This window comes from Streptomyces sp. NPDC002701, from assembly GCF_042889045.1.
GTDB lineage: Bacteria > Actinomycetota > Actinomycetes > Streptomycetales > Streptomycetaceae > Streptomyces.
On sequence record NZ_JBIAQL010000025.1, the window covers coordinates 22,600 to 44,627 of the forward strand.

General features: G+C 72.3%; 22 protein-coding genes. 12 read left to right on the forward strand and 10 right to left on the reverse strand.

Annotated elements, in window-relative coordinates; all coding sequences use genetic code 11:
- Position 1 precedes the first annotated feature (1 nt).
- Positions 2-772: a YqjF family protein gene (locus ACFYXC_RS36010; RefSeq protein ID WP_389556686.1), complete on the forward strand. Its 771-nt coding sequence runs from the start codon at positions 2-4 to the stop codon at positions 770-772.
- A 17-nt stretch (positions 773-789) separates the two neighbouring features.
- Here the strand turns inward: ACFYXC_RS36010 and ACFYXC_RS36015 are convergent, their stop codons facing one another.
- Positions 790-3,348 (reverse strand): SpoIIE family protein phosphatase, encoded by a 2,559-nt coding sequence (locus ACFYXC_RS36015; protein WP_389556687.1) that lies wholly within the window; start codon positions 3,346-3,348, stop codon positions 790-792.
- Between the two features lie 357 nt (positions 3,349-3,705).
- Here ACFYXC_RS36015 and ACFYXC_RS36020 point away from each other — a divergent pair, with 357 nt between their 5' ends.
- From ACFYXC_RS36020 to ACFYXC_RS36035, 4 genes are all read left to right on the forward strand, one after another.
- Complete coding sequence (locus tag ACFYXC_RS36020; protein ID WP_388905799.1) at positions 3,706-4,023, forward strand: hypothetical protein; 318 nt, start codon at positions 3,706-3,708, stop codon at positions 4,021-4,023.
- Between the two features lie 204 nt (positions 4,024-4,227).
- Positions 4,228-5,784 carry a hypothetical protein gene (locus ACFYXC_RS36025; protein ID WP_389556689.1) on the forward strand — a complete coding sequence of 519 codons (1,557 nt, stop codon included), beginning with the start codon at positions 4,228-4,230 and terminating at the stop codon, positions 5,782-5,784.
- A gap of 285 nt (positions 5,785-6,069) precedes the next feature.
- Positions 6,070-6,723 (forward strand): YceI family protein, encoded by a 654-nt coding sequence (locus tag ACFYXC_RS36030; RefSeq protein ID WP_388905804.1) that lies wholly within the window; start codon positions 6,070-6,072, stop codon positions 6,721-6,723.
- Between the two features lie 104 nt (positions 6,724-6,827).
- Positions 6,828-7,247 (forward strand): ATP-binding protein, encoded by a 420-nt coding sequence (locus tag ACFYXC_RS36035; RefSeq protein ID WP_389556691.1) that lies wholly within the window; start codon positions 6,828-6,830, stop codon positions 7,245-7,247.
- Between the two features lie 14 nt (positions 7,248-7,261).
- Here ACFYXC_RS36035 and ACFYXC_RS36040 read toward each other — a convergent pair whose 3' ends face one another.
- The 5 genes from ACFYXC_RS36040 to ACFYXC_RS36060 all read right to left on the reverse strand — a co-directional run bounded on the left by ACFYXC_RS36040 (position 7,262) and on the right by ACFYXC_RS36060 (position 11,310).
- A complete protein-coding gene (locus ACFYXC_RS36040) occupies positions 7,262-8,458 on the reverse strand; it encodes a GDSL-type esterase/lipase family protein (RefSeq protein ID WP_389556693.1) in 1,197 nt (398 codons plus the stop codon).
- 53 nt (positions 8,459-8,511) lie between these two features.
- Positions 8,512-9,081, reverse strand: a complete 570-nt coding sequence (locus ACFYXC_RS36045) for a TetR/AcrR family transcriptional regulator (RefSeq protein ID WP_389556695.1) — start codon at positions 9,079-9,081, stop codon at positions 8,512-8,514.
- A 133-nt stretch (positions 9,082-9,214) separates the two neighbouring features.
- The gene (gene hemC, locus ACFYXC_RS36050) at positions 9,215-10,150 is read right to left on the reverse strand and encodes a hydroxymethylbilane synthase (RefSeq protein WP_388905813.1); all 936 of its coding nucleotides are present in this window, start codon (positions 10,148-10,150) and stop codon (positions 9,215-9,217) included.
- Between the two features lie 195 nt (positions 10,151-10,345).
- On the reverse strand, positions 10,346-10,579 hold the full coding sequence (locus tag ACFYXC_RS36055) for a hypothetical protein (protein WP_389556696.1): 234 nt from the start codon (positions 10,577-10,579) through the stop codon (positions 10,346-10,348).
- Positions 10,580-10,704: 125 nt separating this feature from the next.
- Positions 10,705-11,310, reverse strand: a complete 606-nt coding sequence (locus ACFYXC_RS36060) for a CGNR zinc finger domain-containing protein (RefSeq protein WP_389556698.1) — start codon at positions 11,308-11,310, stop codon at positions 10,705-10,707.
- Positions 11,311-11,360: 50 nt separating this feature from the next.
- On the opposite strand from ACFYXC_RS36060, the gene ACFYXC_RS36065 reads away from it, so the two are divergent.
- The 3 genes from ACFYXC_RS36065 (at position 11,361) to ACFYXC_RS36075 (ending at position 14,204) form a co-directional block, all read left to right on the forward strand.
- Entirely contained in the window at positions 11,361-12,146 is a 786-nt protein-coding gene (locus tag ACFYXC_RS36065) for an AzlC family ABC transporter permease (protein WP_389556700.1), read from the forward strand.
- Positions 12,143-12,451, forward strand: a complete 309-nt coding sequence (locus ACFYXC_RS36070) for an AzlD domain-containing protein (RefSeq protein WP_389556702.1) — start codon at positions 12,143-12,145, stop codon at positions 12,449-12,451. The genes ACFYXC_RS36065 and ACFYXC_RS36070 overlap by 4 nt, the downstream gene beginning before the upstream one ends.
- Positions 12,452-12,656: 205 nt before the next feature.
- Complete coding sequence (locus tag ACFYXC_RS36075) at positions 12,657-14,204, forward strand: CHAD domain-containing protein (RefSeq protein WP_389556704.1); 1,548 nt, start codon at positions 12,657-12,659, stop codon at positions 14,202-14,204.
- A 45-nt stretch (positions 14,205-14,249) separates the two neighbouring features.
- Here ACFYXC_RS36075 and ACFYXC_RS36080 read toward each other — a convergent pair whose 3' ends face one another.
- On the reverse strand, positions 14,250-17,264 hold the full coding sequence (locus ACFYXC_RS36080) for a SpoIIE family protein phosphatase (protein WP_389556706.1): 3,015 nt from the start codon (positions 17,262-17,264) through the stop codon (positions 14,250-14,252).
- A gap of 209 nt (positions 17,265-17,473) precedes the next feature.
- Between ACFYXC_RS36080 and rpmG the strand changes: the two genes are divergently transcribed.
- The 3 genes from rpmG (at position 17,474) to ACFYXC_RS36095 (ending at position 18,754) form a co-directional block, all read left to right on the forward strand.
- A complete protein-coding gene (gene rpmG / locus ACFYXC_RS36085; RefSeq protein ID WP_388905828.1) occupies positions 17,474-17,638 on the forward strand; it encodes a 50S ribosomal protein L33 in 165 nt (54 codons plus the stop codon).
- A 47-nt stretch (positions 17,639-17,685) separates the two neighbouring features.
- Entirely contained in the window at positions 17,686-17,946 is a 261-nt protein-coding gene (locus ACFYXC_RS36090) for a type B 50S ribosomal protein L31 (protein WP_389556709.1), read from the forward strand.
- Between the two features lie 244 nt (positions 17,947-18,190).
- Positions 18,191-18,754, forward strand: a complete 564-nt coding sequence (locus ACFYXC_RS36095) for a snapalysin family zinc-dependent metalloprotease (protein WP_389556711.1) — start codon at positions 18,191-18,193, stop codon at positions 18,752-18,754.
- Between the two features lie 125 nt (positions 18,755-18,879).
- Here ACFYXC_RS36095 and ACFYXC_RS36100 read toward each other — a convergent pair whose 3' ends face one another.
- Positions 18,880-19,122: a DUF6411 family protein gene (locus ACFYXC_RS36100; protein WP_388905835.1), complete on the reverse strand. Its 243-nt coding sequence runs from the start codon at positions 19,120-19,122 to the stop codon at positions 18,880-18,882.
- A 449-nt stretch (positions 19,123-19,571) separates the two neighbouring features.
- Between ACFYXC_RS36100 and ACFYXC_RS36105 the strand changes: the two genes are divergently transcribed.
- Positions 19,572-21,260 carry a serine/threonine-protein kinase gene (locus ACFYXC_RS36105; protein ID WP_389556713.1) on the forward strand — a complete coding sequence of 563 codons (1,689 nt, stop codon included), beginning with the start codon at positions 19,572-19,574 and terminating at the stop codon, positions 21,258-21,260.
- A gap of 15 nt (positions 21,261-21,275) precedes the next feature.
- Here ACFYXC_RS36105 and ACFYXC_RS36110 read toward each other — a convergent pair whose 3' ends face one another.
- Both ACFYXC_RS36110 and ACFYXC_RS36115 read right to left on the reverse strand, forming a co-directional pair.
- On the reverse strand, positions 21,276-21,518 hold the full coding sequence (locus ACFYXC_RS36110; protein ID WP_388905839.1) for a helix-turn-helix domain-containing protein: 243 nt from the start codon (positions 21,516-21,518) through the stop codon (positions 21,276-21,278).
- Entirely contained in the window at positions 21,518-22,015 is a 498-nt protein-coding gene (locus ACFYXC_RS36115) for a DUF2975 domain-containing protein (RefSeq protein ID WP_388905842.1), read from the reverse strand. Before ACFYXC_RS36115 ends, ACFYXC_RS36110 begins: the two co-directional genes overlap by 1 nt.
- Between the last annotated feature and the right edge of the window lie 13 nt (positions 22,016-22,028).

A 22,028-nucleotide genomic window follows, 5' to 3' on the forward strand; every position in this document is an offset into this window, starting at 1 on the left:
GATGCTGGCGCCCGTGCCGATCACCTCACCCGTGCCGGAGCCGGTCACGCCCGACGCCCCGGTCGTCCTCCACCGCCCGCTGCTCACCCAGCAGTGGCTGGACCTCACCTTCGTGCACTGGGCCGTGGACCCGGCGGACGTGGCGGGGCTGCTGCCGGCCGGCACCACCCCCGACACCCTGGACGGGGCGACCTTCGTCGGCCTGGTCGCCTTCCGCATGCACGGGGTCGGCTGGTGGCGCACGCCGGGCGTGCCCTACTTCGGCTCGTTCCCGGAGACCAACGTGCGTCTGTACTCGGTGGACGAGTACGGGCGGCGCGGGGTGGTCTTCCGCTCCATGGACGCCTCCCGGCTCGTACCGGTCCTGCTGGGGCGCCTCGGTTTCCGGCTGCCGTACGTGTGGTCCTGGATGTCCGTCCGCACCGACGGCGACACGGTCCGCTACGACAGCGTGCGGCGGCTGCCCGGCCCGCGGGGCGCCTACGGCCGCCTCGTCGTCAGACCGGGGGAGCGGATAGCGGAACCGACCGGCCTCGAACACTTCCTGACCGCCCGGTGGGGCATGCACAACCCGTTCTCCGGCGGCGCCGGATTCCTGCCGAACGACCATCCGCGCTGGCCGCTGCACCGCGCGACGCTGCTCTCGTGCGAGGAGAACCTCGTCCGCTCGGCCGGCCTGCCGGCGCCGACGGGCGATCCCGTGAGCGTGCTGTACTCGCCGGGAGTCGCGGTACGCCTGGGCCGCGCGAGCACGGGCCCGCCGCGCAGGTGAGGGGGAGCGCCCGCCCCTCAGCCGTGCGGCCGGGGCTCCGGGCGGCGGGTGGCGAGCAGCAGCGCGATGTCGTCGGGGCGGTCGGCGACGTGTCTGGCCCTCGCGGTGAGCCGGTCGGCGACGCCCGCGAGCGACCGGGCTCCGGGGCGGCCGGCGGCGGGAGCACCGGCCCGGGCCAGGGCGACGCGCAGCGCGGTGATCCCCTCGTCGATGTCGGCGCCGGGCTGCTCGACCAGCCCGTCGGTGTAGAGCGCGAGGACGGCTCCGGGGTCCAGCTGCACCTGCGTCACCGGATAGTGCGCCTGCGGATCGACTCCGAGGACGACACCGCCCGGGATGTCCAGTACGTGGGTACGGCCGTCCGGGTAGCGCAGTATCGGCGGCGGGTGCCCCGCCCGGGCCACCTGGGCCACCCCCGTCAGCGGATCCAGCCTGAGGTAGCAGCAGCTCGCGAACAGACCTGGGTCGAGGTCGATCAGCAGGTGGTTGGTGCCGCTCACGACCTCGTCGGGCGGTCGGTCGCCGAGCGCGAACGCCCTTACCGCGCTGCGCAGTTGACCCATCGTGGCGGCCGCCTGGACGCCGTGTCCCTGGACGTCGCCGATGACCAGCGCGAGGCCGTCGCCGGACTCGACGACGTCGTACCAGTCCCCTCCCACGTCCATCCCCTGGGTGCCCGGCAGATAGCGCCCCACGGTCTCCACCCGCGGGTGCGCGGAGAGCCGGCGGGGCAGCAGCGCCTGCTGGAGCCCCCGTGCCAGCGCCGCCTCGGTGTCGTAGCGCTGGGCCTTCTCCATGGCGTGGGCGATCAGCCCGGCGAGGGCCGTCAGCACCGTGCGTTCCTCGGTGCTGAACCCGCGGGGGCGGTCGAAGCCCAGGATGCAGGACCCGACGGGGCGTCCCGAGGCGATCAGGGGCAGGAAGGCCCGGGAGCCCTCCACCGCGTCGAGGGGGAGGTCCGGATAGGCGGCGGCGAGCTGCTGCATCGACTCGAAGAAGAGCGGGCGGCCGCTGGTCAGGGTCTCGACGCCGGGCAGCCGGGCGTCGAGACCCACTCCCTCGAACGGCGCGAGGAACCCCGGCGGGAAACCGGATTCCCACGCCAGGTAGAGATGCCGGTCCTGCAGCAGGTAGATGGCGAGCCGACCGCCGCCGAAGGCCGGCAGCAGCTCCTGCATCACGACGGCGGACACCTGGCGCGCGGTGACCGCCTCGGTCAGGGCGATCGCGAGGACGATCGGCCGGTACAGCGGGGCCATGGAGGTGACCCCGGCCGCCGATCCTTCGTCGGACACGGGGTCGGGGCCGAAGTCGGAGTCGGAGCCGGAGTCGGAGTCGGGCGCAGGGTCGGTCACCCGGTTCGCGGGGGCGACGGTGCAGGTCAGGATGTCGGGCCCGGGGTAGACGGAGAGCGCCAGCCAGTCACCCCCGCGCAGTTCCGGCAGCGGGTCCTCGCCGTGCTGGGCGGGCCGTACGACGTGGAAGTGCACCGGTTCCGAGGACAGCAGGGCCTCGCGCAGGTGGTCCTCGTAGGCGGACCGCTCCAGCCACGGCGCCTCCTCGCCCAGGGGCCGGCCCAGGAGGTGTCTGCGCGGCTGTCCCAGGAGGCGGGCGGCGCGCTCGTTCGCGTAGACGATCAGTCCGAGACGGTCGAGGCAGAACACGCCGTCGGGGAGCAGGTCGGCCGCTCCGTCGCCCGCCGAACCGATGTCCGGGTCGAGGACGAGTCCCCGTACGGTACGCGGTCGTGCCGATACGGCGGTCTCCTCGGACGTCCAGAGTTCCAGCAGCCGCAGACTGCCGTCGGCCGCGTGCACCGGCAGGGGAAGGGGCGGGGGCCGTCCCACGGACGTCTCCCGCAGGGCGGCCAGGATCTGCTGGGCGTCGGCGGCGGCCACGGCGTCCGCGAGCCCCTGCGGGGTGTCCGTGGACTTTCCCGGCGCCACGCCGAGCAGCGCGTGCAGACGACTGTCCGCGCTCACGACGTCGGAGACCGGATCCCAGGTGAAACGCCCCATGCGCCCGGCGGGACGGTGGCTGGCCGGCGGCCGCACGCACAGCGGCTCGCCGTCCCAGGAGACGTCAGGACCGCCCTCCTCCTCCAGGTCCCGCAGAGCCTGCCCCAGGTTCTCCGCCAGTTGCGCCATGCGGTCCCGGTCGGGCAGGACCTCGGTCGCGTCCGAGACCGAGGGACGCAACAGGGTCAGTACGCCGTACGTCGTCGACTTCCCCACGACGGGCACGTACAGGGAGCCGAACTGGAACGGCAGGCCCGCCGCGAACTGGGGATAGCGGCGCATCGTCTCCGTGGCGTCCGGGAGCACCACCTGGACGCCCAGCCGGTAGGCGTCGGCCACCGGGAAGCGGCGGTCCACGTGCAGGCGCCACCAGGGGCGGAACAACGGTCCGGGCAGTCCCGAGAGGACGGCCAGCCGTAACAGCCCGGGCGTGCCGGAGCGCAGGTACACGCCCCCCGCGAAGCCGCCGGCCGCGCCGATCGCCTCGGTCGTGATCGAGGTGAGCAGCGAGTCCAGGCGTCCGGGGGTCCGCGTCTCGTGCTCGGCTCTCCCAGTCATCGGCCCCACCTCGTCCGTGCGCCGCCGGGTGGCTGACACAGCAAGAATGCGCCACGACGCCCTCCGGGTGCACCCGGGAGAGGCGTTGCGCGTATGGATCCGATGAGGCTACCGGGGTCTGCGCGAACCGTGGGTGTCCGGTGACGACCGCGTTTCCGGCCACTCGCCACCCCGGCGCCCTCAGGGGTCCCGAGGGCGCCACGGGTGGCGTGAAAGAGGCCGGTCGAGCGGCGGGCCGGCCCCGTGCGGGGGACGGCCCGCATTTCCGGGCGCAGGAGGGGAACGTGGATCGTGGATCACCCAGGGGCCGGGAGAGCCCTCGACGACCCGGCGCGTCCTCGTTCGTAAGGAGTTCCCATGACCACGTACGTCATCACCGTTCCCGGCACGTTCGTCAACGGCGTGCCGGACGGGGCGCGCTCCGACATCGAGCGCAGGCTCCGGCCCCGGGACCCGAAGAACACGGATCTGGGCGAGAGCGAGGAGCTGAGTCTGCTGACGGTCGAGGAGGGCGGCATGTTCTCCGCCAGGGTCGAGGTCGAGGCGGCGGACCAGGCCGGCGCCGAGACGGAAGCGGTCGAGCTGGTCTCCCGCGCCCTGCGCGACAGCGGATTCCCCGAGCAGGACGCCCCGCTGGGTCCGGCGTTCGTGACCGGCATCGACAGCGAGTTCTGAGCAGCTCCGCCGGACGCCTGCCTCTGGGCTCGGAGCCGCCGGGTACGCACAGGCTCCGGCCGTGCGGGCGGCCCGGGCGCCGGGTCCGGCGTGCGCCTCGCCGCGGCGTTCCGAATAGGCGCCGCTGCCCCTTGTCGCCCTCGAACGGCTGACCGTACGCTGACAAGCCAGAGAACCGCGGGCATGTTGACTGGGGGAGCCGTCATGTCCTGGGACCACAACGACCCGCGCGCCGGGTTCGTCGTACCGCCGATGCCGACCGCGCCACCACCCGCACCAGCGGACGGCTGGAGAGCGGCCGGGGTCGGGCTGCTGAACCTCTCGGGCCTCGGGCTCGGCTACTTGCTGGTGCGCCGCTGGTGGCTGATGGCGGCGTGCTGGGTCGCGACGGCGGTTCTGCTGCTGGTCGCCCTGCCCGCGGACCCGGACGGTGTCTCCGGCGGCGCTCTCGTCACCTACCTCCTCCTCGTCGTCCTGGCGGCCGTCCACGGCGCGGTCGTCGGGCTGCGGACCCGGCTGATGTGGCCGCCGGCGGCCTGGGTCGCCGTCGTACTGGGGATCGTCCTGCTGGCCGTGCCCGCGGGAGGCGTCGTGCTCTACGACGAGGCACGAGACGAAGCCACCGAGCAGATGCTCCTGGACCGCCTCGAACGGGCGGACGACCTGGTCCTGGCCGCGGGGAAGCGGCCGTTCTCGACGGCGGAGTCCGACTACCGCCGAGCCCTGCGCACGTACAGCGACCTCCGCGGCGACCATTCCGGCTCGCGGGCGGCCGACGAGGTCCCCGGCCGCCTCAAGACCTACTACACCACCGTCGGTTCTGCCTACGAGGACGAGAACTACTGCGAGGCGGTAGCTCCTCTGAAATATCTGCGCACGGTGCCGCGCACCATGAACGAGAAGGACCTCGGGTCCCTCGCGACGTGGCCCGACGACCGGTTGGCCACCTCGCTCTACGAGTGCGGGTCCCAGTACCTGACCGGCGGAGTGGCCGAGTGGACCACGCACCTCGGCGAGCTCCTGTCGGACTTCCCGCAGACCGAGCAGGCCGCGAAGGTGGAGCCCTCGGTCGAAACGGCGGTCGACAAGGCCGTCAAGGACGTGGGCGGCGACGACCCCTGCAAGGCCGTCGAGCGCCTCGACACCCTGAACTCGCAGGTCTCCGGAGTGCGGGGAGAGGACGCCGCGGTGACCGAGGCCCTCGACAAGGAGGCCGCCCGGGCGAGGAAGAACGCGGACTCGGGGACGTACGCCTGCGGGGTCGACCAGTACAAGGAGAAGAGCTTCGCCGAAGCCGTCACCACCATGAACGACTTCGCCGAGAGCAACCCCCACCACAAGAACCGGGCCCGCGCCAAGAAGATCGCCATCGCCGCAGAGGTCGCCCAGACCGTGCCCGCCGCGGGCAAGCGCCTGCCGACCACGGCCTCCGGCGGCAGCATCTCCGTCACCGTCAAGAACGACAGCCCGGACGAGATCACGGTGCTCTACACGGGACCCGTGACGGGCAGCTTCACCCTCAAGGCGTGCGGGGGATGCACCTCCTACTCGCTCGCCAGCACGGTGGGCCTGGGCTTCGAGCCGTGCAGCGACAGCGGCAAGAACTATCCGCAGCGGACCATCCGGCTCCCCGCCGGAACGACGTACTTCGTGCACAAGTCCAGGAGCGGGCTCGGAAAGTCTCCGGCGTCCGACACGGCCAAGCTGTCCGGCGGCTACCTCTACACCGAGTGCGCCTACACGACGAGCTTCGGCTACTGACACCGCAGCCCCGCTTCCGTGCCGTGTTCGAATTCGCCGAATATCCGGGATCGGCGTAATTCTGACGCCCTGCGCATATCGCCCGCTCGGTGCTGGCTCAATAATGCGGCGGCGCGCCCCGGAAGGCACTCAGTGCCTTCTGGGGGCAGAGTGACGGGTGTGAGGATTCTGTGACCCATTGGCCCCACGGGGATGCTCGGCCGACCCGCGGGTATGGACGCAGGTAAACTCGCGAATCTGGGTTTGGCTTGCGGGAATATCTATTGCGCAATAGCTAGGTGAGTCATGAATCTTTTCAGTCGGGGTGCTTCTGCGCGCCGCTCGGACACACTCGTCGAACCGAAACGGCCCACCGGTCGGCCCGCCGCTCCCCAGGGCGGGCGGACCGAACCCGACCTGCAGTCCCTGACCGGGAACTGGGTCATCGACCCGGCGCACAGCAGGATCGGTTTCTCGGTCCGGCACGCCATGGTCACGACGGTGCGGGGGGCCTTCACGGACTACCAGAGCCGGCTCTTCTTCGACGGCCGTGACCCGTCCCGCTCCGGAGCCGAGATCGTGCTGTCCACCGCGAGCGTCGAGACCGGTGTGGACCAGCGGGACAGCCACCTGGCCGGCCGTGACTTCCTGGACTCCGCGGCCTACCCGCACATGCGCTTCCTCAGCACCGCCGTGAAACTCGCGGGCCCCGACGTCTACCGGATGACCGGCGACCTCACCATCAAGGACAGGACGCGTCCCGTCGTCCTCGAACTCACCTACATAGGGCACGTCACCGACCCGTTCGGCTACGAGCGCGTCGGCTTCGACGGCACCACCACCATCAACCGGTCCGAGTGGGGCCTGACCTACAACAGCCGCCTGGCCGAGGGCGGCGCGATGGTGAGCGAGAAGGTCCGCCTCCAGCTCGACATCGCCGCCATCCGCAGCACCCAGTGACTCGCTGACCGGAGACGACGTGCGGCGGGATGCCTGTGAACGCGAGTGCCGGGTACCCGGTTCGTGGACATGAACGTAGGCACGTCAGGAACGGGAGTGAGCAGGTGGGGGTCAAAGCGATGGGCTGGGCGCATTCCTTTCCCGTCTCGGGCGGGGTGCGCGCCGGGCGGGAGTGGACGAGGGAACATCTGGAGTCCCTGCCGTGGACGGAGCGCGAGCCGGAGACGGTGGACGCCGTCGTACTGGCCGTGTCCGAGCTGCTGACCAATGCCCACGTCCACGCGCACAGCGACGCGAGTCTGGTCCTCACCTGGGACGGCGACTGCCTCCATGTGAGCGTCCACGACGAGGACCCGACACTGCCGCGGCAGCGGGAGCCGGGGATCGGCGAACCGTCCGGCCGCGGGGTCGGGATCGTGCGGATGCTCGCGGACGACTGGGAGATGCGGTGCCAGCGGCACGGCAAGGTGGTGACGGCCTGCTTCCGCCCGGCCCTGACCCCTCCGGAGGCCGAGGACTCCTGATCTCCGAGTCCCCCTCAGACGCGCGGCGCCGCGAACGCCCCGCCGGTGCCGAAGACCTGGTCCGCGAAGCGTTCCCCGATGCGGCGGTGGGCGGCCGCGTCGGGGTGGAGCCCGTCGGGCAGCGGCAGTTCCGCGAAGTCGGTCTCCCCGTACAGCCGCAGGCCGTCGAGGTGATGCAGGTTCGGGTCCTCCTCGGCCCGCTGTGCCACGATCCGGGCCAGCTCGTCCCGGATGACACGCAGGGTCAGTTTCCCGGCCGCCTTCTCCGCCGGATCACCCATGGCCGCGAACCGCAGTCGCCCCTCGCTCAGGTGCGCGAGGTCCGGAGCGCTCGGCCCGGGCGTGTCCTCGTGGAGCGGGCACAGGATCGGCGAGACGACGAGCAGCGGGGTGCCGGGGTGGCCGTCGCGGATGGTGTCGAGGAAGCCGTGGACGGCCGGGGTGAACGCGCGCAGCCGCATCACGTCGGCGTTGACCACGTTGATGCCGATCTTGACGCTGATCAGGTCTGCGGGGGTGTCCCGGAGCGTACGGGCGATGAACGGGTCGAGCAGGGCACTGCCGGCCAGGCCCAGGTTGACCAGGTCCACACCGCCCCCGGACGCCGCGAGGGCCGGCCAGATCTCGGTGGGCCCAGCGGCGTCGGAGCCGTGGCTGATGGAACTGCCGTGGTGCAGCCACACCCGGCGCCCCCGGTCCGGCGCGGGCTCGACGGGGGCGTCGGTGCGCAGAGCGAGGAGCTCGGTGGTCTCGTTGTGCGGCAGCCAGATCTCGACGTCCTTGCCGCCGTCACCGTCGCCTTCGGGCAGCCCGGTGAAGCGGAGGGTGCCGGCCGGGCCGGTCCGCAGCTCGGCGCCACCGGTGGTCATGTCGATGGTCAGGATGTTCCCGTCCGGCACGCTGCCCCGGCCGGCCGGTCGGCCGTCGACGAGCAGTTCGTACACGCCGTCCGGGCGGGGCGGCGCGCCCACGTAGGTCCGCTTGGTGGGCAGTGTGTCCAGCTCGACGGCGGTGGCCCGGGTGCGGAAGGCCAGCCGTACGCCCGACGGCTGGGACTCGGCCATCGCCAGTTGCCCGTCGGTGTACCGGGCGCGGACCCGGGCGGGCAGCCGGTGCGGGAGTACGCCGTGCTCGGTGTGTTCGAGGTCGAGGGCGCCGCGCAGGAGGTCCGCGGTGATGGGCGTGGTGATCCAGTCGTTCTCGGTGCGCATGGTCTCGGCCTTGTCGGTTCGGTCGGTCCGGTGGGTCCGCTGGGGTATGCCTGTCACTTGGCGGGCCAGTTCCGGAGGAGGGTGTCGAGGGCGTCCAGGATCCTGGTCCAGCTCTCCTGCGAGTCGGGGGCGCTGTGGCTGAAACCGCCGGCCAGCTCCAGGCTGACGTAGCCGTGGAAGACGCTGCCCAGCAGCCGGACGGCGTGCGTCTGGTCCGGTTCCGTCAGGTCGTAGCCGCGCAGGACGGCCCGTGTCATCGCGGAGTGCCTGCCGCCCGCGCTGGCGGCCGCCGCCTCCGGGCCGAGCCTGAACCGGGCGGCGTCATAGCGGCCGGGGTGCTCGGAGGCGTAGTCGCGGTAGACGTCCGCCAGGGCGGTGAGGGCGTCCTTGCCGGCCCGGCCGGCCAGTGCGGCCGCGCCCCGGTCGGCGAGCTCCTCCAGGGCGAGCAGCGCGATCCCGGTCTTGAGGTCCTGGGAGTTCCTCAGGTGCGAGTAGAGGCTCGCGACCTTCACGTCGAAGCGCCTGGCCAGCGCCGACAGGGTCACCTGGTCGAAACCGACCTCGTCGGCCAGCTCGGCGCCCGCCCGGACCAGGCGTTCCGTCGTCAGTCCTGCGCGGACCATGGGCTTCCTTCCATTCGGTGCACTCGATTATGCATTTACCTAAAGTCTTTAGGCAAATGCAAGCACCTTGAAGGAAGGGGGGGAGCGGAGAAGGGAGGGGCGGCGCCGGAAGGGTGAGGGCGGGTCGGGCCGGTCAGTGGGCGATGGCGTCGATCAGATCCCGGGCTCCCTGACGCAGCAGGGCCACCGCCACGGAGGTGCCGAGGGTGGCGGGGTCGAGGCGTCCCGCCCATTCGTGGGCGTTCAGCTGGGTCTTGCCGTCCGGGGTGAACACGCAGGCGCGCAGGGACAGTTCACCGTTCCGGCCGGCCGTGGCGTAGCCGGCGATCGGCGAGTTGCAGTGGCCCTGGAGGACGTGCAGGAACATGCGCTCCGCGGTGGCCTCGCGGTAGGTGTCCGGGTCGCCGAGCGCGCTGACGGCGTCGATGACCGTCGTGTCGCCCTCCCGGCACTGGAGGGCCAGGATGCCCGCGCCGATCGGCGGGATCATCGTCTCGGGGGAGAGGATCTCCGTGATCACCTCGGTGCGTCCGATGCGCTCCAGGCCGGAGACCGCGAGCAGCAGCGCGTCCGCCTCGCCGGCCGCGAGCTTCTCCAGGCGCCGGTTCGCGTTGCCGCGGAACGGCACGCACGTGAGGTGCGGACGGGTGGCGGCGAGCTGTGCGACACGGCGTACGGAGGAGGTCCCGATCCGTGTTCCGGGCGGCAGTTCGTCGAGGGTGAGCCCGCCCGGGTGGATGAGGGCGTCCCGGATGTCGTCCCGCTTGAGGAACGCGGCGAACATCGTGCCCGCCGGGAGCGGCCGGTCGGCGGGCACGTCCTTGACGCAGTGCACGGCCAGGTCGGCCTCGCCGGCCAGGAGCGCCGCGTCGACCTCCTTGGTGAACGCGCCCTTGCCCTCGACCTGGGAGAGGTCCCCCATCCACTTGTCGCCGGTGGTCTTCACGGGTACGACCTCGGTACGCGTCCCGGGGTGGAGCGCAGCCAGTTCGGCCTGTACGCGGGCCACCTGGGCCAGGGCCATCGGCGAGTCGCGGGAGACGATACGGATCAGCTCGGGAGCGTGCATGCGGCCCACGATAGACGGTGGACCTCAAGCACACCCTGAGCCGGGCGGCGGACGCCCCGAACGAGGGCGTTTCGTTCCGCTCCGGTGTCAACCGGGCCCACGGCTTCGGGAGTTCGCCCGGCACCGGGCCGCCGCCGCGACGGCTTCCCGGTCGTGACCGGTCTCAGGTCACCGGTGGCCGTATCCGGACCGTCGTCAGGCGGGCGGGGCCGGGTTCCCCGGATGGTCCCGGTCGTCCTCGGCCGACGGCAGGATGTTCGAGCCCTCTGCCCAGTGGTTGACCCAGCCGCAGTACGAACAGGCGTATCTGTTGTTGAGCCCGCTCACCTGGGCGCCGCACTGGCGGCAGTCCGTCGTGGTGATCTCCGCACCGGTGGAGGTCGCGACGGCGTCACCGGACTCGGCTTCCGAAGCCCCCTCCTGCGTCATGCAGGCAGCGTACCCGCGGGTGCCCGTTCCGCCGGAAGTGTCACCACAGGGGTGGCCGGGACCAGACGCGGCGGGAGACGCCCGGCCGGCGCCGGCCGGTGTGCGCCCGAGCCCTGCCGGGGGGCTCAGTCACGGGCGCCGCGCGAGCGTGCGTAGTGCCGCCGCACCCGCTCGCGGTTGCCGCAGTCGCCGGTCCGGCACCACCGCCGGGTGTGGCTGCGGCTGCGGTCGAGGAAGAACCACCCGCAGCCCGGCCCCTGGCACCGCCGGAGGCCGGCCGGCGACGCGGACAGCAGGTCCGTCACCTCCAGCGCCAGCGCTCGTACGACGTCGTCCGGCACCGCTACGTCCAACGCGGGGCGCAGCGGCAGGTCCGGCGCGAACTCCGCCCGCCCCAGGGCGTCGAGGAAACAGCGGTGCACCACGGTCAGGTCCTCGCGGCGGGGCGGCCGGCCGTCCACGGCGGCGTCGAGCAGGCCGAGCAGCGCCGCCCGCAACCGCCGGGCCGACTCCAGTGCCCGCGCGGCCGAGGCCGGGTCGTCCGCGGCGGCCCGTACGAGCGCGTCGACCCGGTCCTGCTCCAGCAGGCCGCTCGTGCCCGACCAGGCGAGCAGGGCCGCCGTGTCGGGCACGCGGTCGACCCGGCGTCGTACGTCCAGCCGCCACGCGACCGTGTTGGCGAAGTCCAGTACCACGTGCCCGCCGATCAGAGCCGGCGCCGTCGCCTCCATGTCGCCCACTCTAATACTCATAGCGTCTGATGACTGTTAGCCTGTTGGACATGGACCGGACAACTCCGCACGCAACGGGCCACGCAGCCCGGCAAGCGGCCGGCGACTCCCGTCGGCAGGGCTTCGTCGCGGGCGTCAAGGTGGGCGTGGGTCTGGCCGCGGCCGGCTTCGTCCTGGCCGTCACCTTCGGAGCGTTCGCCCGCGCGGAGGGCTGGGGAATCCTCGCGCCGATCGTCTGCTCCCTCGTCGTGTTCTCGGGATCGGCCCAGTTCGCCCTCGCCACCGCTCTGGCCGGCGGCGGCGGGGTGGCGACGGCCGTCGTGGCCGCCGCGCTGATCAACGGCCGCTTCATCCCGATGGGCGTGGCGGTGGCCAAGGACCTGCGCGGCGGCAGGATCCGCCGGGCGCTGGAGGGCCAGGCCGTCGTGGACGGGTCCTGGGTGGCCGCCCACCTGGGCGGCGGCCGGTTCGACCGCTACAAGCTGTTCGGCGCCACCGCCGTGCAGTGGCCCGCCTGGGTGGCCGGAACGGCGCTGGGCGTCGTCGTGGCCCCGCCGGAGAGCCTGGTGGAGACCCTCGGCCTCGACGTCGTGTTCCCGGCCTTCTTCCTGCTGCTCCTGCTGGACGAGCTGCGGGGATCGAGGGCGGCACGCGCCGCGGCGGCCCTGGGCGCGTGCATCGCCGCCGTGCTGGTCTTCTGGGTACCGGCGGGCCTCGCGCTGCTGGGAGCGAGTGCGGCGGCCCTGCTCGGGCTGCGCAACGGGCTCGTACCGCGTGCCACGGCCGCACGTGCCACGGCGGCGCGCGATGCGGAGGAGGAGGGCGGCGGATCATGACCCTGTGGTGGGCCATCGGCTGTGTCGCCCTCGTCAGTTTCACCTTCAAGGCGGCCGGACCCGCGGTGCTCGGGGACCGCCAACTGCCCGTGGCGGCGCGCGGTGTCATCGCGCTGCTCGCTCCCGTGCTCCTCACCGGTCTCCTCGTCGTCGACGTGGCGGGCCCGCGGTGGACGGGGCTGGACGGCGCCCTGCTGCTCGGACTCGCCGCGGTGGTCGCCGCACGGCTGGCGCGCGCACCGATACTGCTCGCGATCGTCGCCGGCATGGTGGTCACGGCGCTCGTCCGCCTCCTGGCAGGCTGATCCGCCGCCGGTCACCGCCGTCCACGACCGGATACCGTCACGCATCACCCGTACCGTCCGCAGCCCGGAGCCGCCGGCATGTCCGACCCGAAGGTCACCGGAGGGACGTGAGTGAGGTGCCGTCGCGGCTCCACGCGCTCCTCCGGCATATGTCCCTTTCGCAAGGGTCGTGTTTCGGTCGGTGAATTGTGTCAACCGGTAATACATGGTCCAGTCGATGCGAGAGACAGAACGCAAGTACGAGGTCCCTTCGTCCGCCGACACCTCCTGGCTGCCCGAGTTGAAGCGCGTGGACGGTGTCGCGAAGGTCGTCGAGCGAAGTCCGGAGGAACTCGACGCGGTCTACTACGACACCGATGACCTCCGCCTGGCCGCCTCCTCGGCCGTGCTGCGCCGCAGGACCGGTGGAGCGGATGCCGGCTGGCATCTCAAACTGCCGTTGTCGGGCGACAGCCGCGAGGAGATCAGCTCGCCCCTGACCGACACCGTCCCGGACGCACTGCTCGATCTGACCGCGTCCCGCACCCGCGGAGCCGAGCTGAAGCCGGTGGTGCGTATCCGTTCGACGCGCGAGGTGCGGCACCTCGTCGACACCGACGGCACCCTGCGCGCGGAGCTGTGCGTCGACACGGTCCGCGCGGAGTCCCTGCGCGCGGACGGCAGGCACGCGGCGTGGAACGAGATGGAGGTGGAGCTGGCCGAGGACGCAGACCCCGCCCTCCTCAAGGCCGTCGACAAGAAGCTCCGCAAGAAGGGGATCGCCCGCGCGCACTCCCCGTCCAAACTGGCCAGGGCCCTCGACGAGACAGCGGCCGGGACCACCAGCACCCGGGCCGGGTCGGCCGACGACTCCGCCGGCCTGGCCGAGGACCGGGCGGGGGCGCAGGTCCTCGCGTATGTGCGGGAGCAGGTCCGTGTCCTGACCGCTCTCGACCCGGCCGTGCGGCGCAACCGGCCCGACGCGGTGCACCAGATGCGGGTCGCCTGCCGCCGGCTGCGCAGCTGCCTGCGGTCCTACCGCTCCGTCCTGGACCACGAGGCCACCGACGCCGTCCGGGACGAGCTGAAGTGGCTTGCCGGTGAACTGGGTGCCGAGCGCGACCAGGAAGTGCTGATGGAGCGCCTCAGCGGGGAGATCGACGCCCTGCCGCAGGAACTGGTCCTCGGCCCTGTCGCCGCGCGGCTGCGGGTGTGGAACGTCGTCGACAGCACGGAGTCCCACCTGCGCACCCTGGAGGCCCTGGGCTCCCGGCGCTACCTCGCCCTGCTCGACTCCCTCGCCGCGCTGACGGAGCGGCCGCCGCTGCGGGCCAAGGCCGCCAAGAACGCGGACCGGGTCATGGGCAGGGCCGTCCTCAAGGAGTACGGGCGACTGGCCGGACGCATGAGGACCGCCCTGGAACTGTCGCCGGGTCCCGAGCGCGACGTGGCGCTGCACGAGGCGCGCAAGGCGGCGAAGAAGGTCAGGTACGCGACCGAGGTGGCCCGTCCGGCGCTCGGCAAGCCCGCCAAGGACCTGGGCAAGCGGATCAAGGCCGTGCAGCAGGTCCTCGGCGACCACCAGGACAGCGTGGTGGCCAGGGCCGCCGTCAGGGACCTCGCCGTGGCGGCCCAGACCGCGGGCGAGGCCGGCTTCACCTGGGGCCTGCTGTACGGCTCGGAGCAGGCCCGCGCCCTCAGCAGGGAGCAGGAACTGCCCGCCGTGTGGGAGCACGCCTCCGCCGCCCGGGCACGCGAGAAGCTCGGCCGGTGACACCCGGGCGGGCTCGCCGCGGCACCGGGCGCACCTGACCCGCCCCTATGAGGCGTTGTCCGCGCCCCGGTCTCCGTCGGCATCCGCGTCGGCGCCGGGATCGGCGTCTTCGTCGCCGTCCTGGGAGAGGAGCGCGTCCAGGTCCGCGGCGAACAGGCCCGGGTCCAGGAACACCAGGTCCTGGGCCCCGGGTGCCGGGCCCGTCCGGTCGTCGAGGCCGCAGAGCACCTGCTCGGTCCAGATGCACTTGCCCGTCGGTGTGTAGCGCACCCCCCAGCGCTCCGAGAGCGCCGTGACCAGTTGCAGTCCGCGGCCCCCCTCGTCGCTCTCCGAAGCGCGCCGGATGCGGGGCATCGTCAGGCTGCCGTCGAAGACCTCACAGATCAGCTCGGCCCCGTACAGCAGCCGCAGGCGCACGGGGCCCTTGGCGTGCCGTACGACGTTGCCCACCAACTCGCTGACCAGCAGTTCCGTGGTGGGTACGAGGTCGTCGAGGCCCCAGTCGGCCAGTTGCCCCCGGACGTGGCGGCGGGCCTGGCCGGCCGCCTTCGGACCCTTGGGCAGCGGCCAGGCGGCCATCCGGTCCTCGGGCAGCGCGTGCAGCCGGGCGACGAGGAACGCCGCGTCGTCGGCCGCCTGCTGGTCGGTGGGGAGCAGACCGGCCGTCAGGATGTCGCACAGGTGCTCCAGGTCCGCGCTGGTCCCGTCCTCGTGGGTGGTGTGCAGGAGCCGCGCCAGGTCCGCCATGCCCGTGTCGATGTCCCGCTTCGACGACTCGACCAGGCCGTCGGTGTAGAGCATGATCAGACTTCCCTCGGGCACCGGCATCTCGATCGTCTCGAACGGCGGTTTTGCCGCGCCCAGCGGCGGATCGGCGGCCGGCTCCGGGAAGTGGACGGTGCCGTCGGGATGGACCAGGGCGGGCGGCGGATGCCCCGCACGGGAGATGTGGCAGGTCCGGGTGGTGGAGTCGTAGAGCGCGTACAGACAGGTGGCGTACGACTCCTCGTTCATGCCGCCGACGATGTCGTTGAGGTGGCTCATGATCTCGTCGGGCGGCAGTTCGAGGTCGGCCAGGGTGTGGACGGCGGTCCGCAGGCGGCCCATGGTGGCGGCCTCGGGCAGGCCGTGCCCCATGACATCGCCCACGACGAGGGCGACCTGGCCGCCGGACAGCGGGATGATGTCGTACCAGTCGCCGCCCACGTCCATGCCCTGGCCCGCCGGGAGATAGCGGGCGGCAGCCGTGCACGCGGCCAGTTCGGGCAGGCCCTGGGGCAGCAGGCTGCGCTGGAGTTCGCGGGACCGGGCGTACTCGGCGTCGTAGAGCCGGGCCCGTTCCAGGGCCTGTGCGACGAGGGCGCTGATCGTCGTCAGCAGGGTGCGCTCCTCGTCGTTGAGCAGGCGCGGCCGGTCGAAGGCGACGACGCACACCCCGAAGGTGTGCCCCGACGCGGCCAGCGGCAGGAACGCCCACGCCTGGGTGCCGGCCAGCGCGGGCAGGCCGGCCGCGGCCTGTTCGGGCCAGTGCGCCGCGAACTCCTCCACGGAGGACAGGAACAGCGGTGTGCCCGACGCGATCAGGTCCCAGGCGGGGTCGCCGGAGCTGCGGGGACGGCTGTCGAGGAGGTCGAGGAACTCCTCCGGATAGCCGACGGCTCCGACGCGGTGGAGCCGGTCGCCCTCGATGACCTGCATCAGCAGCCCCGTGGCGGCGAACGGCGGCAGCACGCGTCGGGCGACGGCGTCCACCACGTCCTGCGAGGTCGTCGCCTTGGCGAGGTCCGCGGTCAGCTCCGCGACCCGGGCCGCCCGCTCGGCGGTGGCGCGCTCGGCCGACTGGCGTTCCTCGGCCAGGCGCCGCTTGTCGGTCACGTCCGTGAAGTAGAGGGTGCAGCCGTCGGGCCCGGGGACCAGTCTCAGGTGGTACAGACGTCTGCTGCCGGGCGAGCGGACGTCGAAGCCGACGGGCTCGTCCTGGACCGCGGCCTCCCGGCAGCGCTCCTCCAGGCCGGTGATCCGCCGTGCGGAGGGCAGGTCCCACAGGAGGCGACCGAACAGTTCCTGCTCGGAGAAGCCCAGCGTGCGTTCCGCCTGCAGGTTGGCGAAGGTGATGCGCCACTGCTCGTCCACGGCCAGGAAGCCGTCGCTCATGTGGCGCAGGGCCCGGCTGAGCGCCTCACGGGCGGAGCGCGACTCGTTGCTCTCCCAGCCCACGCCGACCATCCGCACGGCTTCGCCCTGCTCGTCGTACACGGCCCGGCCGCGGGCCCGGGTCCAGCCGTACGAGCCGTCCAGCCGCCGCACCCGGTACTCGGCCTCGTACACGGTGTGGTCGTGGATCGCCCGCTGCGCCACCGCCAGCGTCGGTGCCAGATCGTCGGGGTGGATGGCCCGCATCCAGTTCTCGATCTTCCCGGTGAAGTCGGCGGGCAGGGTGCCGTAGAGGTCCAGCGCGGCCTCGTCCCAGACCAGGTCGCCGGTACGGATGTTCCAGTCCCACGAGGCGACACTGACCTCCGCGAGCGCCTGCCGCAGGCGCTCACCGCTGAGTTCGGTGTGCGCGGGTGCCGCGGGCGGCGGCGCCTGCCGGAGGCGTTCCTCGGCCCAGGCGACGACGGCTTGCAGGAAGGCCCACTGCCGCGGGGTCGGTTCGCCCCGGTCGCCCGCGAGAACGGTGAGTGTGCCGATGCGGCGGTCCTCGCTGGACACCGGCAGGGCGGCCAGACCGGAGCCGGGCCACGCGGGGCCGGCCGGGCCCGCCACGGGCCGGGCGGCACTCTCGCCGGACTCCATCGGGACCCATACGCCGTCGCCCCGGTGGAGGGCCAGCGCCGGGGCCGACGGACCCTCCTGGTCGACGATCTCCCACGAGCGGGTGAGAACGGCGGGCAGACCGACCGCGGAGACCAGCCGCAGCGCGGACATGGGGCCGCGGATGTGCATCGCCGCCCCCAGCGCACCCAGCTCTCCCACCGCGTGCTGCAGCGCCAGCCGGAAGACCTCGCTCTCCGCGGCACCAGGGGCCACCGTGCCGAGAAGATCCAGCCGTGCGTTCATGACGCGAACCTTAGCGCTCCCATCTCGGCCGAAACCGTGCTTTGCCAGACCCTCACCTCGGTTTCGACCCGCTTCGTACAGGCTCCGAAGCAGCGCGGTGACCAGGACCGCATGGAGGAATACCACCGCCCGGTCCCTGGTTGTACCGATCGTGAATGACATGGCCCCATCAACCCAGTTGGGTGTCCGGGGTGTGGAAGGAGAATTCCATGGCTGCCTCAGGTGTGCGTCCCGTGGTGACGCTCAGGTCCACGGCCGGAACCGGTGCGACCTATGTGACGCGGAAGAACCGACGGAACGACCCCGACCGACTGGTCCTGCGCAAGTACGACCGGGTGGCCGGCGAGCACGTCCTCTTCCGCGAGGAGCGATGAACCCGGCCGTCGCCCCACGGGTGTCGGCCGGCAGGAAGGAAACCCCCATGAAGCACGGAATTCATCCCGTCTCCCGCCCGGTCGTGTTCCGCGACCGTGCCTCGGACGCCACGTTCCTCACCCGCTCGACCGCGCGCTCGACGGCGACGATCGAGTGGGAGGACGGCGCCATCTATCCGCTGATCGACGTGGAGGTGTCGTCGGCCAGTCACCCCTTCTACACGGGGACCGCGCGGGTTCTGGACAGCGCGGGCCGTGTGGAGCGGTTCGAACGGCGCTACGGCCGTAAGGCGTCAGCCACCCGCTGACGGCCGGCCGACGACCCGTCAGGGCTGACGCGTCGGCGGTGAGATGTCGGGCCCGGTCCCTGGAACAGGGGGCCGGGCCCCTTGTCCGTCTGACGGACGGGGTTGCGCGTGGTGTCCGTGTGGCGGACGGGGGCGTGCTCGTACGCGGTCCGATTGACGGATTGGCGGCGGTCCGGGCTGGGCAGGGAGCCAGGGAATGTCATGTCATGTGCACGACTACCTTCCCCCCACAAGGAGGTCGACCATGCACGTCCGTAAGCTGACCAGTGGATTCGCCGCCGTTCTGGCAGTGACCCTCTCCCTGATGGGTGGCCAGGCCGTGGCCGCCCCGGCCCCGGCCGCGGACACCGCCGCCGCACGGGTCGTGACCTACGACGCGAGCGGTTCCGCGGAGTTCAGGACCGCGGTCGACCGGGGCGCCGCGATCTGGAACGAGAGCGTCGACGCGGTCGAACTCAGGCCGGCGGCATCCGGGCAGCGCGCCAACATACGGGTCCTGGCGGACAACGGCTGGCCCCGGGCGCTGACCACCTCGCTCGGCAACGGAACCGTCTACATCGGACGGCAGGCGGTGGACCAGGGCTACAACACGGTCCGCATCTCGTCCCACGAACTGGGGCACATCCTTGGTCTGCCGGACCGCAAGCCCGGCCCGTGTTCGAGCCTGATGTCCGGTTCCAGCGCGGGGACCGCGTGCACGAACCCCTACCCGAACGCGGCGGAGAAGGCCGAGGTCGAGGGCAACTTCGGCGGTGAGCTCGCGCGGACGGGCGGAGCGGTACCGGTCGGTGTCATGATCGTGGACTGACCCGCACCGACTGACCCGCCGTACGGGAACAGGTGCACAGGAACAGCCGTACGCCCCGGAGGCGCTGTCGCGTTCCGGGGCGTACGGACGTGCGGGGACGGGGTCGGGGCTTTGCCTACCAGACGTCAGAAAGGCAGCCGGTTCCGGGTGCGGCGGCCTGCCGACCCGCTGCGGCCCACCGCACGGGAACTGCTGCTGAAGGGCTTCTGCAGCAGCCTGCCCAGCGGCCCCGGCGCCTTGCTCCCGGCGCGCGCACCGGCGCCGAGCGAACGCTGGGTGCCGCGCTCGGGATGGCGCGAGAGGCGGGGCACGAGGAAGGCCAGTACGGCCAGCACCACACAGACGGCAATGACAGCGGCGATTATCACGGGTCAGCTCCCTACGGTCGATGCGATGCGGTGCTTGTGTCGATTGCCCCGACACGTCGCGGACACGCCCGCCGGAGCCGAAAACATGCAGAACGATGTCGGCCTGGCTGCGCCCGCAGGTCCTCCCTCTTTCACCGCATACGCGGCTGCCTCCCACGAAATGTGCCCGGACGGAAAAAACGGTGGAGTAAGCCTGAAGAGCGCGGGTAGTGGCCCGGATGGCGCGGGAAAGCGGGACGTGGAGCCTGGGGAGGTCGCACGTCCCGCTTTCCCGCCTTCCTGTCTGCCCGCCCTCCTGTTTCCCCTGCCTTCCTGTTCCCTGGCTTCCTGTTTTCCTGCGTCCTGCCGACCGCCGTTCCGCTTCCCGCGTAGGCAGTTTCGGATGCGTTGAACGCAGGACATGCCGCACCGCGTATTCCTGGTGACTGGGAGCAAGGATTCAGTGAGGGATGGGCATGGGCAACGCGGGTGCCGCTGCAAACGAGTTGGTCGCCGGGAGATACCGGCTGCAAGAGGTCGTCCACCGCGAGGTGAACAGCGTCTGCTGGTACGGCGAGGACACCGCGTACGCGCGTCCGCGACTCCTGACGCAGACCCAGCTCCCGCCGGCGCAGGACCCGGCCGGGGAGACCGCCGAGCGCGTCCTGTACGCGTCCGAGGTCATGGGACTGCGATGTCCGGGCGCGGTCGCGAACGTCATCGACGTGATCGACGTCGCCGAGGAGTTCGACAGCCTCTGGACGGTCGTCGAGTGGATCGACGGCGTGCCCCTCGGGGAGTTCCTCGACCGGTACGGCGCGCTCGACCCCGTGTGGGCCGCCCGTATCGGGCTCGACATCCTCGACGTGGTGGAGTCGGCACACGGTGAGGGGCTCGTCCACGGCGAACTGAGCCTCGGGCAGGTGTTCGTACGCGACCACGGAGGCGTGGTCGTCGCCGGGTACGGCCTGGCGGGTGCCGGTCGGCCGGCACGGATCGGCGCACCGGCGTACGCGGCCCCGGAACAGGCGCGCGGCGAGTCCTGCGGTGCGCCGGCCGACCTGTGGGCACTGGGCGCGCTGCTCTACACGATGACCGAGGGGCGGCCGCCCTTCCGCGACCGGGGACAGCCGGAAGCGACCTTCAAGTCCATCGTGAAGCTGCCGCTGCGCAGCCCGCGACGGGCCGGCCCCCTCGCCGGGATCGTGCAGGGGCTGCTCCGCAAGGACCCGGGTGAGCGGCCGACCGGCCCGACGGCCCGTGAGGCCCTCCTGCGCGTCCTGGACGAAGCCCACGCGGGCGCCGGCGTGGACGCGGACCCGGACGTACGGCTGGCCGTTCCGCAGCCGGGCTCCTCGGAGCACGGCCTCGTGGGCAGGGCCGGGGGCAGACCGTACCTCGGCCGCGCGACGCTCGTTGGGGCCGCCGCCGTCGCGGCCGTCGCCGTGACGGTCACCGCCCTCGCCATGACCGGTGACCGTTCCACAAGCGATTCCTCGGCGTCCGACGCGGCGCCCTCCCGTACCGCGCCCGCACTCCCGACCGCGGACGTGGGCGGCGCGAGCACGCAGCCCCCCGGCGCGGCGGCCCCCACCGAGTCCGCGTCCCCCGCGCCCTCCGCCTCTTCTTCTGCCTCCTCGTCACCCTCGCCCCCGCCCCCGCCCTCGGCGTCGCCGTCCGGCTCCGGCGCCCTTCCCGCGGGCTTCCGTGTCTTCACGGCGCGGGAAGGGTTCGCCGTCGCGCTGCCCGAGGGCTGGAAGCGACTCGACACCGGCCGCGCCGAGGACCGTTCCTACCGGGTGGTGTTCGGTGCCGACGGCGATCCGCGGAACCTGGCGGTCACCTACAGCACGCGGGTCGGCTCCGACCCGGTCGCGGTGTGGCGGGACACCGTCGAGCCCGGCCTGCGGCAGGGGTCGGGCTACGACAGGCTGGGCGCGATCCGCGCGACGACCTACCAGGGCCGCGAGGCCGCGGACATGGAGTGGGTCGACGAGTCCGCGGGCACGCGGGTCCGTACCTTCGGCCGTGGGTTCCTCATCGGCGGCGGTGAGGGGTTCTCGCTCCGCTGGACGACTCCCGACGCCGACTGGGACACCGCGGCCAACCAGCGGGCGCTGAAGACCTTCCTGGCGACCTTCCGCGGCCTGCCGGACTGATCCGTGGGGCGCCCGTCAGCCGTCTCCGGCCGTGTCGCCCGAGCGCTGGGCGTCGTCGGGTTTCCAGCGCAGCAGGTCTCCGGGCTGGCACTCGAGCACCTCGCAGAGCGCGGCGAGCGTCGCGAAGCGTACGGCCTTGGCCCGGCCGTTCTTGAGGACCGCCAGATTGGCCGGGGTGATCCCGACGCGGTCCGCGAGCTCGCCCACGGACATCTTCCGCCTGGCCAGCATCACGTCGATGTCGACGACGATCGGCATCAGATCACCTCGGCCAGTTCGGCCCGCATCCGCGCCGCCTCGACGTCACGGGCGACGGCCTGGGCGAGCAGCATCCGCAGCACGAGCACGATGAGCGCGACGCCCAGCACCGCCACCACCGCCCCGCAGATCAGCAGGACCACGCCCGGGGCGACGGCTTCGCCCGGCGCCAGGAGGACCGCGAGCCCGAACAGCAGCAGGGCGGCCGCCACGACCGCGCCGATCACGACGTGGACGTACCGGAAGGCGGCGGGGGAGAACACGGTCCCGCGGCGCACCATCGTCACCAGCCGCCACACGCAGACGAGGACGACCTGGACCGCCACGACACCCAGGACCGTGATCGTGAGGAAGGGGGTGCGCAGGTAGGCGTAGTCGCGGTTCAGCTCCTCCATGTCCGCGGCCAACAACGGCACCATCACCGTCTGGACGAACACCGAACCGGTCACCAGTGCCACGAGCACGGCGCGCAGGGCGAGCACTGTCAGCTTCCCCATCATCTCTCCCTCG